We start from the raw sequence: 16,365 nt of genomic DNA on the forward strand, positions 1-16,365 counted from the left end.
AATGGGTGTTAATTGAAACATTATTCTGATAAAAATTAATAGTTAGAATTTTATTAATACCGGTCGTGGCGCTTTTTAAAAGAAATTGAAGTTTTAAAGTTCTGAAATAATATTGTAGCTTTCACCTGTTAAACATGCCTAAGTAAATCTAACCCTTATATGTCACAAGAAAGTACGTCGGAAAATACTTCTTTTAAACCTTCCCTGGGCCTTGTAGATGCCACCATGTTAGTAGCTGGTAGTATGATCGGCTCAGGGATTTTTATTGTCAGCGCGGACATAACCCGAAACACCGGAAGTGTGGGCTGGCTGATGTTTGTATGGCTTATTACAGGGTTCATGACCCTGACGGCTGCATTAAGTTATGGTGAGCTCAGTGCGATGTTTCCAAAGGCAGGCGGACAATATGTTTATCTGAAAGAGGCTTATAACCCACTGATCAGCTTTTTATACGGATGGAGCTTTTTTACGGTAATTCAGACAGCCACCATTGCGGCAGTTGCCGTGGCGTTTGCGAAGTTTACGGCCTATCTGTTGCCTGTTTTCAGTGAAGATCTTGTCGCGATTGACCTCGGATTTCTTCAGATAACGCCGGCGCAGTTGCTCTCTATTGTCATCATTGTTTTTCTGACGTTTATCAATACACGTGGTGTCAATAGTGGTAAAATCATTCAGACGACTTTCACACTTGCAAAACTGTTAAGTTTGCTTGGACTTATCGTTTTTGGCTTGCTTTTCATGAAGCCGGAAATATGGAGCGTCAATTGGGATGCTGCGTCGATGTGGGATTTGCATAAACTTAGTATCGACGGAAGTATAGAATCTTACACAACATTTGCTGCGTTCGGTGCGATTGCCGCTTCGATGGTGGGTTCGATTTTTAGCAGTGATTCCTGGAATAATGTAACTTTTATCGCAGGGGAAATTAAAAATCCACAGCGTAATATCGGATTAAGTCTGGCGTTGGGAACAATCATTGTTACGGTCATCTATGTGATGACAAACGTGATGTATACAGGTGTTTTGTCATTACCTGAAATTGCATCAGCCGATAAAGACCGTGTGGCGGTAGCAGCATCTCACGTAATTTTTGGAAATTCAGGAACAATCATCATCGCCATTATGATCATGGTTTCGACCTTTGGCTGCAACAATGGGTTGATTATGTCCGGTGCCCGTGTTTATTATTCCATGGCCAAGGATGGTTTGTTCTTCAAAAAAGTGGGACAGCTCAACAAAAATTCTGTACCGGAATTTGGTCTTTGGATCCAGTGTATCATTGCCTCGCTTTGGAGTTTGAGCGGGAAATATGGAAATCTTCTGGATATGATTTCGTTTGTTGTCGTAGTGTTTTATATGCTCACGATCATCGGAATTTTTATATTACGCAAAAAGAGACCCGATGCAGACAGACCTTACAAAGCCTTCGGTTATCCATTTTTACCGATTATTTACATCGTTATGGGAATCGCGTTTTGCGTGTTGCTCATCATTTTTAAACCTGAATATACCTGGCCCGGACTGATCATCGTGTTATTGGGTATTCCGGTTTACTACCTGATCGCGAAAAAGGAAATTGTAACTGCGGATAACTAATTTAGTTAACAAGGAAGATCCTGACAGGATTGACAATAGCAAAAGCCTCGCTATCGTCAATCCTGTCTTTTTTTGTGATAACGGGTTGAAAATCTTGAATGTAATAGAATAAATTCTTGTGTCTCAAATCTTGCCGGAAAATAACTTTACGATAAAAACCGGGTACTGACCTGACTGATATATATACCGAATGTGCTTTTTTTGTAAGATTTGTACGTTTTTTAGGTAACTTTCACACACCGAACTTGAAAAAGCGTAATTAAAACCAACAGATACAACCGGTAATTCATGAACTTTTTTCTACCCCTGATTTCTGTTTTTTTATTTTTTGTTCTCTTTTTTCTTACCTCCCCACGGAAAGGTTTATTCTCTGACATTCGTACATCATTTATACTTTCGCTCATTGCCAACGGTATTGTGGTGTTTATTTATAACGAGTCGTTTTCTTACTTCAACGCGATTAATTCAACATCTGCTTTGCTATTTTGGCTGGTGGAAGTGATCGGTTTATCAGGCTTGTTGGTGTATTGGAACACAACCGGAAGAATTTCGTTTGTGAGGCTGAATAACGACTTAACAGATGTCGTTCAACTCAAAGGTCTGAGCAAAAGCAATAAAACGATGATCTTTATTGCTTTGATATTTTTTGTCTTACCGCTTTTATTTTTGGCTGTTTATCCGCCTCCTAACAATTTCGATGCCCACAGTTATCACCTCAACAGAATTCTCTTTTGGGTAAGCAACGGTAATCTGGATCATTTTCCTACCCAGCATATTCAGCAGCTTTATCTGAATGTATTCGCCGAATACCTTGTGCTGCATAGCGTACTGTTATCGGGCTCTGATGCCTACGCGGGATTGGTGCAGTTTGGTGCATTTATCGGCTCTCTGGCCGGGATCAGTTTACTGGCAAAAAAAGTCGGTATGAGGGCTGACGGGCAGTTATTAGCCGCTGCTTTTCTCCTGACTTTGCCCATCGGGATTTTTGAAAGTACGAGTGCCCAGGTTGATTATGTTGCCTGCTTTTTCTTTATTTCTTACGTGTATTTCGGTTTTGAACTGCTTGGGGAAAGATCGGCCGTTACGCTGGTAGCATTTTTGTTATCGCTTTCCTTTGGCGGATCTTCAAAGTATACAGTCTTTATTTTCGGCATTCCTTTTACGATTTACTTCGCCGTTCGCATTCTGGCGCAGTATGGCATTGTTTATTCCGCAAAAGTTTTGACACTGGCGCTGGTATTTATGGTCGTAACTTTCGGGCCGTTTTTTTACCGGAACTATGAATTATTTGGCAAAGTGATGAGCCCGCCTCAGGACTCCCGTTTTTTCTCTGAAAAAATACCCATTGATGAACATTCCCTTGCCTTTGCGGCATCTGGCATTGTCAAAAATGTTGGATTGCATCTTGGACTTCCGAACAATGGATTTAATCAGTTTCTTGATACTAAAATCCGGAATTTCCATGACTGGCTCGGTGTTGACGTGAACGACCTCAGGTTAAGGCTGGATCCGTTTTCTGTCCGGTATTCGGTACATGAAGATATGATGCCCAATACAATACACCTGTGGCTGATCGCACTGGCCTGTTTGCCTTTGTTTTTCCTTAAAAACCGATGGAAAGTGAAGTGGCTCTGGATTTGTGCTTTGACGGGTTTTATCCTTTTTTGTACCATGATGAAGTTCCAGTTATGGAGTTCAAGGACGCATATGCCGTTTTTCGCGATGGGAGGAATATTGGTCGCTTACATTTATTGCGAGGTTTTGAGGTGGAAAATCCCTTACCTGATCATCCCGCTGTTGCTGGTTTCTTCCGTTTTTGTGTATGGTAACCCCAATAAGTCGTTAATTCCGCTGGGATATTTTACCAAAAAGGCATTGGGGCATATTCCTGTTGCCATTTGTGCGGCAGACAGCGTGCAGGAAGAAGTTTTTAAAAAGGCACTGTCGGCGTATTATGTATTTCCGGGCAAGGACCGTTGCCATCCGATAAAAAACTGGCCTGCTTACGGACAACGGGCTGAAATTTTCGGGGTTTTGGAAAATCTGGGTTATTACGACGATGATAAATCGTCCACAGTATTTACAACCGATCGTGAAAAAGGATACTTTTTAAGTCATCTGGATAACTATTATAGTGTTAAACCTCTGCTGGATCATGTCGAAGGAGAGGGCAAGAATGTGGGAATTTTGTTCAGAAAGGAACTCGGTTTTTATAATTACTGGAGTGCGCTCGCGACCCGTAAAAAAAATCCGGGCATGATGGAATATATCTATTACAAGAAGGAATTTATGGTGCTGAAAAATGCCCAAAAAGATTTCTGCTACGATTATATTCTGGGTGATGATCCTGAGTTGTTGAAAGGGTTTGTTCCTGCTGACAACATTGAGGCCATTTACCACGCTCCGTTATTTTATCTTGTTAAACTGAAAAAAACGAGTTGTGAGCGGAAGTTGTTTTAAGCCGGTTTTTCAAAATAACTTCACGCTCAATCCGAATAAAACCAGCACGACCAGCCAGCCTGCAATTTGCAGTAAAAGCGGATGTTTATAACTCCCCATTAAGCGGGATTTCCGGCTTGCGATTAATAAAATGATTAACGCAACCGGTAAAACAAATCCGTTTAAAGTCCCGACAAAAATCAGCACTTTTACAGGCTTGCCGACGAGCAGGAAAATACTTGTTGATATGAGAATGAACAGAATGGTGAGATAGGTCTGATATTTTTCCAGCAACGGATGAAAAGATTTTAGGAATGATATCGATGTGTAAGCTGCTCCGACGACCGAAGTTATTGCCGCCGACCAGATCATCAGTCCAAACATTTGCCGGCCGAGTTGCCCGCCTGCGTTTTCGAAAACCGATGCCGTGGGGTTTTCAGGATTGATTTGTGCGCCTGTCAGAATGATTCCTAAAGTGGCCAGGAATAAAAAATAACGGATAACTGCCGTTAACAAAATACCCGTGGCAGCACCACGGTTGACCTGTGGTAAGGCAGTTTCTCCTTTAAATCCGGAATCGAGCAGACGGTGTGCACCCGCAAATGAAATATAGCCGCCAACAGTCCCGCCAACGAGCGTCAGGGTTGAAACCGGATCGAACTTTTCAGGAATAAAAGTATGGTGAATTGCCTCTGCAAACGGTGGATTAGATGTGAAGGCGATGTAGAGTATCAGCCCGATCATAATCAATCCCAGTATTTTAGAAAAACTGTCCATGGCTTTTCCGGCTTCTTTAAAAAGGAAAATGCCAATCGCCATCGCTGCACTGATTACGGCACCGGTTGCCACCGGAATACCCGTCATGGCTTCGATACCCAATCCTGCACCTGCCACGTTTCCAATGTTAAATGCAAGTCCGCCAATGACGATCAGCAATGCCAGCAAATAACCCAGTCCTGGAAAAAGCTCATTGGCGAGATCCTGTGCATGTTTCCCGGAAACAGTTACGATCTGCCAGATGTTAAACTGAACGCAAAGATCTATGACAACCGAGATTAAAATGATAAAGCCAAAGCTGGTGGCGAGCTGCTGCGTAAAAACCGTGGTCTGGGTCAAAAAACCGGGGCCGACGGCTGATGTTGCCATTAAAAATGCAGCACCAAGCAGTGCTTTGGACGATTTATTCGAAGCCATTTATTTCTAATTTATTGGCGTGAAAAAGAAGGTTGCACAGAGAACCACAGCGCGGCGTCCGCTCTGTGAACCTCTATGTAATTTAAACAAATCAAATTACTCCATGACGCCATATCCGCCGCCGCCAGGGGTTTCGATGGTCAATATATCACCTTTATGAACTTCGAAACTACATATTCCGGGTAATTTGGTGACAACATGACTGGCCGTGGTTAAGGTATGTTCGCCGGGTTTTCCATCCTGGCCGCCATTTAATCCATACGGTGCATACTTACGGTGCTGCCCGAGTATGGTAACCTGCAAGGATTCAAGGAATTCGACCTTCCTGACAATGCCGTCGCCGCCATCAAATTTCCCGTCGCCGCCGGAATTTTTACGAATGCCAAATTCGAGTAGACGGACAGGGTATTTCCTTTCGAGTTGCTCAGGATCGGTGATCCGGGTATTGGTCATGTGCTGATGCACAGCTGCTCTCCCCTTAAATCCCGGACCGGCTCCAACGCCGCCGCCGATGGTTTCATAGTACCCGAATTTTTCGTTTCCGAATAAAAAGTTGTTCATCGTACCCTGGCTGCACGCGGCAAGACCAAATGCTTTCAACAACGTATCAACCAACCGCTGGCTTACCTCCGTGTTGCCTCCAACAACCGCTGGACACTGGAAAGGATCATCGGAAAAGTCAGGATTGAGGAAGCTGTTTTCAGGTAAAATGATGTCAACATTTTTCATCAAACCATCATTCAAAGGAATTTCTTTGTTGACCAGCAACCTTAAAACGTACAGAATCGCGCTGTAAAGAATAGAGATATTGGCGTTCAGATTGTTTGGATGTACGTCAGAAGTACCCGTGAAGTCAAAAATTTGTTTTTCTGCTGATATTGAAACGGAAACCTGGATGCGATGGTCGTCATCGAGATATTCTGTGGCTACAAATGTATTGCCTTCAAGAGGCTGTAAGGCATTTTTTAATTGCAAAATGGCACTTTCTTTCAGCAAATTCATGTATTTCCTGACCGTTGCAACACCGTGGATTTCAACCAGTTTAAGCAGTTGCTGACTTCCTTTTCGAAGGGCTGACAAAGCAGCGGCAATATCAGCTTCGTTAGACAGGAAATTGCGTGTCGGATACTCGCAGGCTGTGAAAAGTTCATGTATGGTATCCCATTGAAATACACCATTCTTTACCAGATATTGAGGGAAAATAACGACACCTTCTTCCATGAGACAGGTGGCATCAGGAGGCATAGAACCAGGTGTTTTTCCACCGATCTCGGCATGGTGTGCCCGGTTGATCACATAACCTAGACACTCTCCGGCATCTGTAAAGACGCCGGCTAACAACGTGATATCAGGCAAATGTGAGCCGCCGTATCGGGGATGATTGGTAATAATCACATCGCCGGGGCCAATTTTTACCGCATCCCTTACCAGCCTGCCGCAAATTCCCATACTGCCCAGATGCACGGGAATATGTTGGGCATTAACAAGTAGATCGCCATCGGGATCAAGAAGGGCACAAGAGAAATCCAGCCGTTCTTTAACATTTACTGAAAATGCTGTACGTTGAAGCTGGACCCCCATTTCTTCGGCGATGGCTTTGAAACGGTTGGTAAAAAGCTGCAAGGCAACTTCTTCACTATGAGCCTCCGACGTAATATTTTCGCCAGCCGTTTTGAAGGCAACCGCATCTTTATTTTCCTGAATGACCAGTTTCCAGCTTTTGGGAATATAGGCTGTCGAAGTACGATTGAGCAGAATCGCAGGACCTGAAATTTCATCACCTGCTTTTAGTAAATCCCATTCGTAAAGACCGGTAAATGTGTTTTGTGTGTTAAATAATGAAGAAACTTCCCGTAAAGGAGCCGCGTATTTACCATCTTTTTGAACGGTTTTGGCTACGGCAGGCTCGGTTTTTTCCTGCACTTTCAGTTTGATACTTTCGAGTTCAACCGTGATGTTTTCGGGATAATAGCCAAATTGCGCGATGTATATTTTTTGAAAATTGTCAATCGTGTTATGGTCGTCCAGTGGAACTTCAATCGTATTTTCCTGTCCGGCGAAACGGAGAAAAACCGAACAGAAAGATACATCGAAAGCATTTACTCCCTGTACTTTTAACTCAATCCCCGCTTTGCTCAAAAGCTCGTTTTTCCAGAAATCGATTTTTGCTTCGGCCGTTTCCCAGGGTAGTAGTATCTGTTTTGAAACGATGGTGCTGATCAGGGCTTCGCCAATCCCGACTGCGCTGAAAAGTCCGGCATCATATGGGATAATAACGTTTTCAATTTCCAAAAGATCGGCCAATTGGCAGCTATGCAGTCCGCCCGCGCCGCCAAAGGTCATCAGCGCATAATCTGCGGGACTGATACCTTTTTCAACGGAAATTTTCCGGATTGCATCAGCCATTTTTTCGTTGGCAATACGTTCCAGTCCGGTTAAAATTTCCGCATTGGAAAGCGTATTTCCATTCCGTTCAAAAATAGTTTCACGCAGCTTATCAATAGCAGCCCGCGCCGCTTCCTGCCTGATTGGAATTCCGAATTTGGCAGGATCGAGTTTTCCCAGGAGTAAATTTACGTCCGTGATTGTTAGCGGTCCGCCTGCTCCATAACATGCCGGACCTGGGGAAGCGCCTGCACTTTCCGGGCCGACCTGCAATGTGAAACCGTCAAACCAGCACACAGAACCGCCACCCGCCGCAACGGTCTCAATCGCCAGCGTAGGATTATGGAACTCGATTCCGTCAATTTCTGTGATATATTTTAGTTCGGGAAGTCCGTCAATCCTTGCGACATCCGTGCTGGTACCACCCATATCAAATGTCAGCACTTTGGGGAAACCCATTTGTTGGGCTGCGTTGGTAGCAGCGACCATACCGCCCGCGGGGCCGCTCAACAAACTGTCCTTAGCCCGGAAACCGTTCAGTTCGGAAAGGCTGCCGGTACTGGTCATGATTTTCAGACTTCCTTCGTTGAGGGCGTTTTTAATACTGGAAAGATACTGATCCAGAACGGGAGCAAGGTATGCATTGACGACGGCCGTCTGGGTGCGTCTCAGGTAATGTGAAAAAGGGAAAAGTGCCGATGATGCCGAAACGTAATTTGCGCCGTTCTGTTCAAAAGCCGCAGTTATGGCCTTTTCATGCTCGTCATTTTGATAAGAATGGAGCAGAGAAATGGCGATAGATTCAAAATGCATTCCCGGAAAAAGGCTAAAATCGGTACTGTTCAACTCCTTGATTATATTGCCTTCCGCATCGATCCGTTCATGCAGCTCAATCACATCCGAATACAGTAAATCAGGTTCGGGAATGTTAAGCTGAAAAAGAGACGGACGCTGCTGATTGCCGATGTAGAGCAAATCTTTAAAGCCTTTGGTGACGACAAGTAGTGTTTTTGCCCCCTTTCTTTCCAATAGCGCATTGGTGCCTCTGGTTGTTCCCAGCCGCATGTCAATAGGAGGTAACGGGTCTTTTAAAGCGGTTTCTGTAAGTAACCGGGCTGCCAGAATGGGAGCCTCCTCGCCACTGAATAATTCAAAATCCGTATTGTCGGGTATTGACAGATCGGTATCCAGCAGAAGTGTTCGGGCTGTATGATTTAAGGAAACAACCCGGCCTGTTTTTTCTGTATTGCCAATCCTGAGTGTATAACCTTCGAGTAAGTGCGCAGCATATTCCCACGGAGACGAAAATTTATACGTGTTGTCAGTGACTTTTCGATTGATTCTGCCTCTTAAACGAGAGGAACTTAGAACTTTAATTCTGGTTTTTGTTCCTGCCGGGCTAATGGCAAGGCAGTCGGTAAATGTACCGCCGGTATCAATACTGATTTTCCAGACTGGCGTTTTTGAAGTATTCAAAATGATTGGTTTAGCGCAAAATAATGATTACCAAATTACACGGTATTTTGCATAAAACCATTCAAGGGAATAGATATAATCTTAAATTTGATAAGGAAATTGAAAAATTAACCGAGAAACGAAAGAGTATGGGGATCAGAGAATTGGTACTTGATTTGGCTAGAAAGGAAGGATTGGAACAAGGTAAAATAGAGGTTGTTAAAAACCTGCTTTCTGCCGAAAGATTTACTGTTGCGGAAATAGCCAACTTCGCAAATGTTAAAGAGAATTTTGTGCTTGATGTGCAGAAGACTTTAAAGTAAAATTATTTTATACACACCTGAAAAAATCAAGGCTCCTTACGGAGCTTTTTGTTTTTTATTGCTATCTTAACAATTGTATTTTTTCGCTTTTCGCCGTTGAATTTATTATCACCCTTTTACTACAATCATGAAGAGAAACGCTCCTTTTTACTGGCTTTTCATTGCTATCCTTTTATTTAAATCGGTCGTAAGTTTTGGACAAACCCAGGATCCTGTCAGATTTTCTGTGACGATGGCCAATCCCGGGAATCACACCTTTCATGTTGTCATGGAATATAAAACCGGGCCACATGAAACATCTATATTGAAAATGCCGGCATGGTCGCCGGGATATTACCAGATCATGGATTTTGCAGACGGTGTTGCCAATTTCGTTGCCAAAGATGAGGAAGGAAAAACACTTGAATTTAAGAAAAAAGGTAAAAATGCCTGGCAGATCGAAAAAGGTAAGGCCAAGGTTGTGAAAGTAGCATATGATGTAATAACCTCCCGTGAATTTGTGGGAACCAGTTTTCTGGATGCGGAACATGGTTATATTATTCCGGCGAGTGTGTGCCTTTACCCTGAAAATGAGATTAAAAGACCGGCAGAAATCGCGATAAAACCAATTGATAATTGGAAAAATGTGGCAACAGGTCTTGATTTGATTCCGGGGAAAGATTTTACGTATACCGCCCCGGATTTTGATATTCTGTACGACAGCCCCATACTGATCGGGAATCTGGAAGAATTGCCTGCTTTTGAAGTGAAGGGGATTCCACATCGTTTCATTGGTTATAAAATGGGCGATTTTGACCGGGTTGGGTTCATGCAGGATCTGAAAAAAATGGTGGAAGAAGCTTCTGCTGTTATCGGTGACATTCCTTACAAACATTATACATTTCTGGCGATAGGGCCGGGGAGAGGTGGTATTGAACATCTTAACTCAACAGCGGTAAGTTTTGGAGGCGCTGAACTGGGAGATCCGGCGGGTAAAATCAGACTGTTAAGTTTTTTGACCCATGAATATTTTCATCATTATAATGTGAAACGGATCCGTCCGGTTGAGCTCGGACCTTTTAATTATGACCGTGGGAGTAAAACCAATTTGCTTTGGGTATCAGAGGGTTTGACAGTTTATTATGAATATCCGATTCTGGATCGTGCAGGACTTATGACGGAGGCGGAAATGCTGACCGCTTTTAAATCTCTCATTTTATCTTTGGAAACGCAGCCCGGCAGATTGTACCAGTCTCTGGCACAGGCCAGTGCGGAAACCTGGTCAGACGGACCGAGCGGAAGGGTTAATGACGAATTTAATAAAACGATTTCTTACTACATTAAAGGTCCAATTGTGGGTTTGTTCCTTGATTTTAAGATCAGGCATGAAACGAAAAACAAGAAATCGCTGGATGATGTCATGCGGACGTTATACGAGGAGTTTTATCAAAAGCAGCAGCGCGGATTTACCGAAGCGGAGTTTCGGAAGGTTTGTGAAAAAATAGCAGGGACTTCACTGGATGAAATTTTTCATTACGTATATACTACTAAGGAATTGGATTATGTAAAATATTTTAACTACGCCGGACTTGATATTGATGTGAAACCAAAACAGGTTTCGGGAGCTTATCTGGGCGTAAAGACAAAGCTGCAAAATGACAGTTTGATTGTTACCAGTGTTGACTGGGACTCGCCGGCCTGGAAGGCGGGCGTTCGCAGAGGAAATGTTGTGCTGGATGTTGACGGGGTAACGGCGAGTAACCAAAATATTTCCTACCTGTTTGCAGAAAAGAAAGCCGGCGATAAATTGCACTTGAATCTCATCAAAAATGATACGAAAATATCCATTCCCGTTGTGCTGGGAACGAAATCGGAAAGGTCGTTTGACATAAAACCGGTGGCTAACCCGGATAAATTACAGGCAGCAATCCTGAAAGACTGGGGCAGATAAAAAGTTAGTAATTGACAAGCTGACAAAAAAAGCGCGTGCATCGATCCGATGCACGCGCCTTTTTTGTCTCAATAATTAATCGCACCGGCGACCCGGCCTTAACAATTAATTAACTCCCGTTCTCGTATCCCACCACATTTTCTTGCCCCACAAATTGTCTTTTACATCGGCTATGGAAGCGGCGCTGTTTGCACCGTTAAGAGTAGTTTCTTCCGCCGGATATGGGTAACGGAACGGTGGGCGCGTGTGGCCAGGGAAAGGAGAACCACTCGCCGCCGGAAGTAAAGGAACGTCCGTTCTTCTCGACTCGGCCCAGGCTTCATGACCATCTTTAAACAAGGAAAGCCATTTTTGTGTGTACAACTTTGTCGTTGCGCCATCCCATTTTACACCAGTGCCGCTCAGATATTTGGTAATTACGGCGGCGTCGGTGATCCCATTTTCCTGCAACGAGGCAGTGATTGCATTTTCATAAAGTTTTTCGGCAGTTAGGCTACCTACATTCCAGCCTTTTAAGGCTGCTTCGGACAGGATGAAAAGAACTTCTGAATAACGCATGAACGGAGAAAATCCTGCCGCGTTTTCACGGAACCTTACACCGATTCTTGAAAACTGAGAAATCGTTGGTGAACTTATCGGGCCAATTTCAACACCTCTGTATACACCGTCGCTTGGAGCAGGTTTAGCATAAACAGGCAAACGTGGGTCATTCAACTGTGTCAAAGTATTAACTAACGGTGCACTTGGTCCGTGGTCGTCACGTGAGCGGAAGTCGCTGTTCCATGGTTCGATGTAGGGACTTGTGCCAACCCAGTTGAAAAACGCATTATCTTCATTGCTGCTGAAAACAGGATATTTTGCCGGATTCGCTGCAATTTCTTCGATAATCGATTTCGACAAAGCCGGATTGACACCAGAGATACGGATAGCCACCCGAAGACGTAATGAATTACAGAATTTTTGCCATTTCGCCACTTTTCCGGCATACAACAAATCACCTTCTCCAAGCGGATCGGTCCCGCCTGCGGCGAAAAGATCAGCCGCTGTTTTCAACTGGTTGATCAGCAAAGGATAAATATCTTCCTGCTTGTCATATTTTGGTGTGATAAATCCTTCATCACCTTTGATCGCTTCCGAGTAAGGCATATCTCTCCAGCGATCCGTTGCGATCTGTCCAATGTAAGCCTGGATCGTCATGGCGGTCGCCTTCATATTGGTCGCCTGTGTTTTGTCGGCCTGAGCAATAATAGCCTGTGCATTTTTCAGGTCACGATATGCTTTTTTCCAAAGGTCGCTGATGGTGCCGCTGCGATACATGTATCTGGCTTCGTCCACATATTGAATTTTTCCAAGATGACCGCTGTATGTTTCGGGTTCGTTCATGTTGCCCCATGCATCAAAATAATTCGCTGCAAAATCCTGAAGAACATACGCCAATACGTTGGTGATCGGTGCTTCAACAGGGCTGTTTGGGTTTGTATTGATATCCTCAAACTCGTTGGTGCACGACTGGGCAGAAAAACCCAAAAGTCCGATGCACAATATATAGGATGTTATTTTTTTCATGTCGCTATTAGAATTTAACATTAAGTTTTACACCGATGCTTCTGTTGGAAGGAATCTGATATTGTTCAATACCCAATCCATCATTACCAACACCGAACCCTGTTTCAGGATCAATGTGAGCCACATTACTTTTGTGGGTGTAAAGCAAAGCCACGTTATGTGCGAAAAACGAAACACCTGCTCCTTTTAACCAGGTCACTTTGTTTGTCAATGATGAAGGCAACGTGTAACCAAGTTCAATCTGGCGGAGTTTAATGAAGCTCCCGTCGATGATACCAGTTTCTTTACCGCCCCAAAGGCTCTGGAAATAATCTCTTGCGCCAACACGAATGTTGTTAGGCTCGCCATTTTCAAGCATTACTTTCTCACCTTTCAAAACATCCTGTCCAACGACAAGTCCGTTTTCACGAATGCCACCTGCCACCGTTGGTTCCAATACACCCGACTGGAGGCCGAACCACTGTGTCACACTGAAAACATCACCACCTTTACGCATGTCGAGCAAGAAGCTTAGTCTTACGTTTTTGTAAGAAAAACTGTTGGTAATACCACCAACCCAGTCAGGCATTACATTGCCAACCACTTTCGGTGCTGAGGTATATTTTGGCAAACCGTCACTTCCGATGATGATCGCATTGGTGGCTTCGTCACGTAAAAACGCATTGCCACGCATTACGCCATAAGCCTGTCCGGGAATAGCATCCACAGTTAAGCTCCATGCACTTGTGATGTTGTAGGCTTCCAGTTTTTGCTTCGTAACCGGATCTTCGTATAGTTTATTAACCTTGCTGCTGTTTTTTGCCCAGTTCACGTTCATATCCCAGTTGAAGCCTTCAGGCTTGCGGATGATGCCCAGGTTCAGCTGAATCTCCACACCTTTGTTTTCAATTTCACCGGCGTTCAGTTGCAATTTTTCAAATCCTGTTGAGTTCGAAATGTTAACCTGCATAATCTGGTTGGTCGTTACTTTTTTGTAATAAGTCGCATCCAATCCAAGACGGCCGTTTAAGAACTGCAATTCCGTTCCGATTTCCGTGCTGTTTGCCTTTTCAGGTTTCAGGTTCAGCGGAGGTAATGTGCTTGAAATACTGTATAGTGTTGTTCCGTTAAATCCGGAAGCGTTGGCTACATAGGGAGCTTGTAACAAATACGGGCTTCCGCCATTTCCTACACTTGCCCAGCTTGCTCTCAATTTACCAAAACGCAGGATCGACGGGTTGATGTCAAGCATGTTGGTGAATACCCAGCTCGCACTGGCGGATGGATAGAAGTAAGACCAGTTGTCGCTCGGTAATGTTGAATTCCAGTCGTTACGTGCGGTCAGATCTAGGAAAAGTGATTCTTTGTAGCCAAGTGAAGCTTGTCCGAAGATACTGTTTGAGCGTAATTCCGTCGTTTTCATACTCGAAACGATAGAACCTTTGGTGTTGCTGATTGTGAAAAGATTCGGCACGGTAAGCTGGTCGGCGCCCAGAGAGCTGTTAATCTGTTGGTTGTTGCGATAGTTGGCACCGGCTGTATAGTGTAAAGACAGGTCTTTGGTCAGGTTACCGCCACCGGTTAAAATAAGGTCGGCGTTAAATTCGCTCAGACTGTATTGCCATTCCTTGAATTTTCCACCACCCCAGGTTTTGTCGGCCATGCTGGTAAGTGTCGAATTCGATTTGTTGTACGTTAACTCCTTACGACGCTCGCTGGACCAATCCTGCCCAACACGTACCATCGCTGTCAGCCAGTCATGGAACTTGTAAGTCGCGCTTACATTGCCATACATCCTGTCTTTTTTACGGGAGTGCGTACTCTTGTTTACGTTAAAAAACGGGTTGTCGTGGAAGTTGTTGTTCCAGTTGTAAGGCATCCCGTTCGCAAATGTTTTTTCATAGTTTGCTTTCAGATCGTTCATATCAACCTGACGGCCAAACCAGCCACCGATCGACTGCATCGGGTTATTGCTGTTATAACCTTGTCCAACCAGGTTGTCATTTTCTGTACGAACGTAGTTGATCAACGCGTTGGTTTTTAGTCGTTTTGTTAATTGCTGCGTCGTGTTTAACTGGATGGTATATCTTTTCTGATCCGTGTTTGGTATAGTCCCAACCTGTTTCTGATTGCTGAAAGACAGACGTGTATCGCCATGATCGGTCGCGTTGGTAACTGCAATGGAGTTATCGATGGTATAACCCGTTCTGAAAAAGTCTTTTACGTTATTTGGATGTGATACCCATGGTGTCGCGATGCGGTTTCCATTGGCATCAAGCGGGCTGTTGTATTGTGGGATGTTCAGGCCGGCGTCCAAACGTGGTCCCCAGCTTTCGTCCACACCGTCGTTGACACCGTTTCCAAGTCCGTCTTTGTAAGAAAAACCAATCTGCTGTGCCCAGTCCTGATAACTGCCCGGCTTCAAAGATTCATCGGCGCCGATATCGCTCAGGCTGATCGCCCCCGATTGATATTGTTTCCACATGTATTCTTCGCCGTATTTTCCCTGGCCGTATGAGTTCTGATATTTAGGCAGGATATAAGGTTTTTCAGTTGAAAAACCACCGGAATAGGAAATGGACATTTTGTTTCCAGAGCCCTTACCGTTTTTTGTTGTAATCAAAATAACCCCGTTTGCAGCCTGATAACCGTACAAAGCCGCCGCATTTGCCCCTTTCAAAACCGACATCGAGGCGATGTTGTTCGGGTCAATCTCCGAGATGGCACTACCATAATCGACTGAACCACCTGAGCCAACATCTGTGGAGAAATTGCTGACAGGAACACCGTCTACAACGAACAGAGGCTGATTATTGCCAAACGAGTTATTACCTCTCAGTACTATACGTGAACCCGATCCTACGGCACCACTCGCAGAGGTGATCTGCACACCCGCTACTTTTCCGGAAAGTGAGTTCAATACGTTTTGCTCATTGCTCTGAACCAGGTCATTCCCCTTCACTTCCTGGATGGAATAACCCAATGATTTTTTCTGTCTTGTCATACCCAGGGCCGTCACGACAACTTCGTTAAGCTGTTTCAAATCCGAGACCAAAGTAATGTCCAGAAGCTTGCGTCCGTTTACCGGTACTTCCTGCGAAGTAAAACCGATAAAACTTACGACCAATACGCTGTTTTCAGGAACGCTGAGACGAAACTTACCTTCGGCATCAGTGGTCGTACCATTGTTGGAGCTCCCTTTTACTAAAATAGAAGCACCCGGCAGCGCACTGCCATCATCCTTGGAGGTAATCGTACCGGAAATTTCAATGTCAGCAGTTTTTGAAAATTGCTTTACCGGTGCTGCTCTGACTATATCTGCCGGCAGGCAAAAAAATGCAATGAGCGCAACTAAACAGACGCGCATGGGTAAAATTAAGTTAGGTTGTTTCATTTAGGTTGCGTTAGGTAAAAATGATCGTAAAATTACCCCTCGCAGTTTGCAAATTCTTCTTGTTAATTGCCAAATTATTTACCGATATTAACTTGGTGTTGGTG

General features: G+C 44.2%; 8 protein-coding genes. 4 read left to right on the forward strand and 4 right to left on the reverse strand.

The window, feature by feature from the left end; translation table 11 throughout:
- The first annotated feature begins 159 nt into the window (after positions 1-159).
- Both M1L62_RS26815 and M1L62_RS26820 read left to right on the forward strand, forming a co-directional pair.
- Positions 160-1,596 (forward strand): APC family permease, encoded by a 1,437-nt coding sequence (locus tag M1L62_RS26815; protein ID WP_254562739.1) that lies wholly within the window; start codon positions 160-162, stop codon positions 1,594-1,596.
- A gap of 288 nt (positions 1,597-1,884) precedes the next feature.
- Positions 1,885-4,056, forward strand: a complete 2,172-nt coding sequence (locus tag M1L62_RS26820; RefSeq protein ID WP_254562740.1) for a hypothetical protein — start codon at positions 1,885-1,887, stop codon at positions 4,054-4,056.
- Positions 4,057-4,065: 9 nt separating this feature from the next.
- On the opposite strand, the gene M1L62_RS26825 is transcribed toward M1L62_RS26820, so the two are convergent.
- Positions 4,066-5,229 carry an NRAMP family divalent metal transporter gene (locus tag M1L62_RS26825; protein WP_254562741.1) on the reverse strand — a complete coding sequence of 388 codons (1,164 nt, stop codon included), beginning with the start codon at positions 5,227-5,229 and terminating at the stop codon, positions 4,066-4,068.
- 96 nt (positions 5,230-5,325) lie between these two features.
- Positions 5,326-9,090 (reverse strand): hydantoinase B/oxoprolinase family protein, encoded by a 3,765-nt coding sequence (locus M1L62_RS26830; protein WP_254562742.1) that lies wholly within the window; start codon positions 9,088-9,090, stop codon positions 5,326-5,328.
- 23 nt (positions 9,091-9,113) lie between these two features.
- Here M1L62_RS26830 and M1L62_RS26835 point away from each other — a divergent pair, with 23 nt between their 5' ends.
- Both M1L62_RS26835 and M1L62_RS26840 read left to right on the forward strand, forming a co-directional pair.
- Positions 9,114-9,392, forward strand: coding sequence for a hypothetical protein (locus M1L62_RS26835; RefSeq protein WP_254562743.1), 279 nt, complete (start codon positions 9,114-9,116; stop codon positions 9,390-9,392).
- A 127-nt stretch (positions 9,393-9,519) separates the two neighbouring features.
- Positions 9,520-11,322, forward strand: a complete 1,803-nt coding sequence (locus M1L62_RS26840) for a M61 family metallopeptidase (RefSeq protein ID WP_254562744.1) — start codon at positions 9,520-9,522, stop codon at positions 11,320-11,322.
- 105 nt (positions 11,323-11,427) lie between these two features.
- On the opposite strand, the gene M1L62_RS26845 is transcribed toward M1L62_RS26840, so the two are convergent.
- Positions 11,428-12,888 carry a SusD/RagB family nutrient-binding outer membrane lipoprotein gene (locus M1L62_RS26845; RefSeq protein ID WP_254562745.1) on the reverse strand — a complete coding sequence of 487 codons (1,461 nt, stop codon included), beginning with the start codon at positions 12,886-12,888 and terminating at the stop codon, positions 11,428-11,430.
- A 7-nt stretch (positions 12,889-12,895) separates the two neighbouring features.
- Positions 12,896-16,234 (reverse strand): SusC/RagA family TonB-linked outer membrane protein, encoded by a 3,339-nt coding sequence (locus tag M1L62_RS26850; protein WP_254562746.1) that lies wholly within the window; start codon positions 16,232-16,234, stop codon positions 12,896-12,898.
- Positions 16,235-16,365: the final 131 nt, after the last annotated feature.

The organism is Dyadobacter diqingensis (genome assembly GCF_024220585.1).
Classification (GTDB): Bacteria; Bacteroidota; Bacteroidia; order Cytophagales; family Spirosomataceae; genus Dyadobacter; species Dyadobacter diqingensis.

What these genes read in the sequence shown, in the direction of transcription:
- M1L62_RS26815 (WP_254562739.1), top strand. Translation starts at nt 160, where the DNA reads ATGTCACAAGAAAGTACGTCGGAAAATACTTCTTTTAAACCTTCCCTG.
- M1L62_RS26820 (WP_254562740.1), top strand. Translation starts at nt 1,885, where the DNA reads ATGAACTTTTTTCTACCCCTGATTTCTGTTTTTTTATTTTTTGTTCTC.
- M1L62_RS26825 (WP_254562741.1), bottom strand. Translation starts at nt 5,229, where the DNA reads ATGGCTTCGAATAAATCGTCCAAAGCACTGCTTGGTGCTGCATTTTTA.
- M1L62_RS26835 (WP_254562743.1), top strand. Translation starts at nt 9,114, where the DNA reads ATGATTACCAAATTACACGGTATTTTGCATAAAACCATTCAAGGGAAT.
- M1L62_RS26840 (WP_254562744.1), top strand. Translation starts at nt 9,520, where the DNA reads ATGAAGAGAAACGCTCCTTTTTACTGGCTTTTCATTGCTATCCTTTTA.
- M1L62_RS26845 (WP_254562745.1), bottom strand. Translation starts at nt 12,888, where the DNA reads ATGAAAAAAATAACATCCTATATATTGTGCATCGGACTTTTGGGTTTT.
- M1L62_RS26850 (WP_254562746.1), bottom strand. Translation starts at nt 16,234, where the DNA reads ATGCGCGTCTGTTTAGTTGCGCTCATTGCATTTTTTTGCCTGCCGGCA.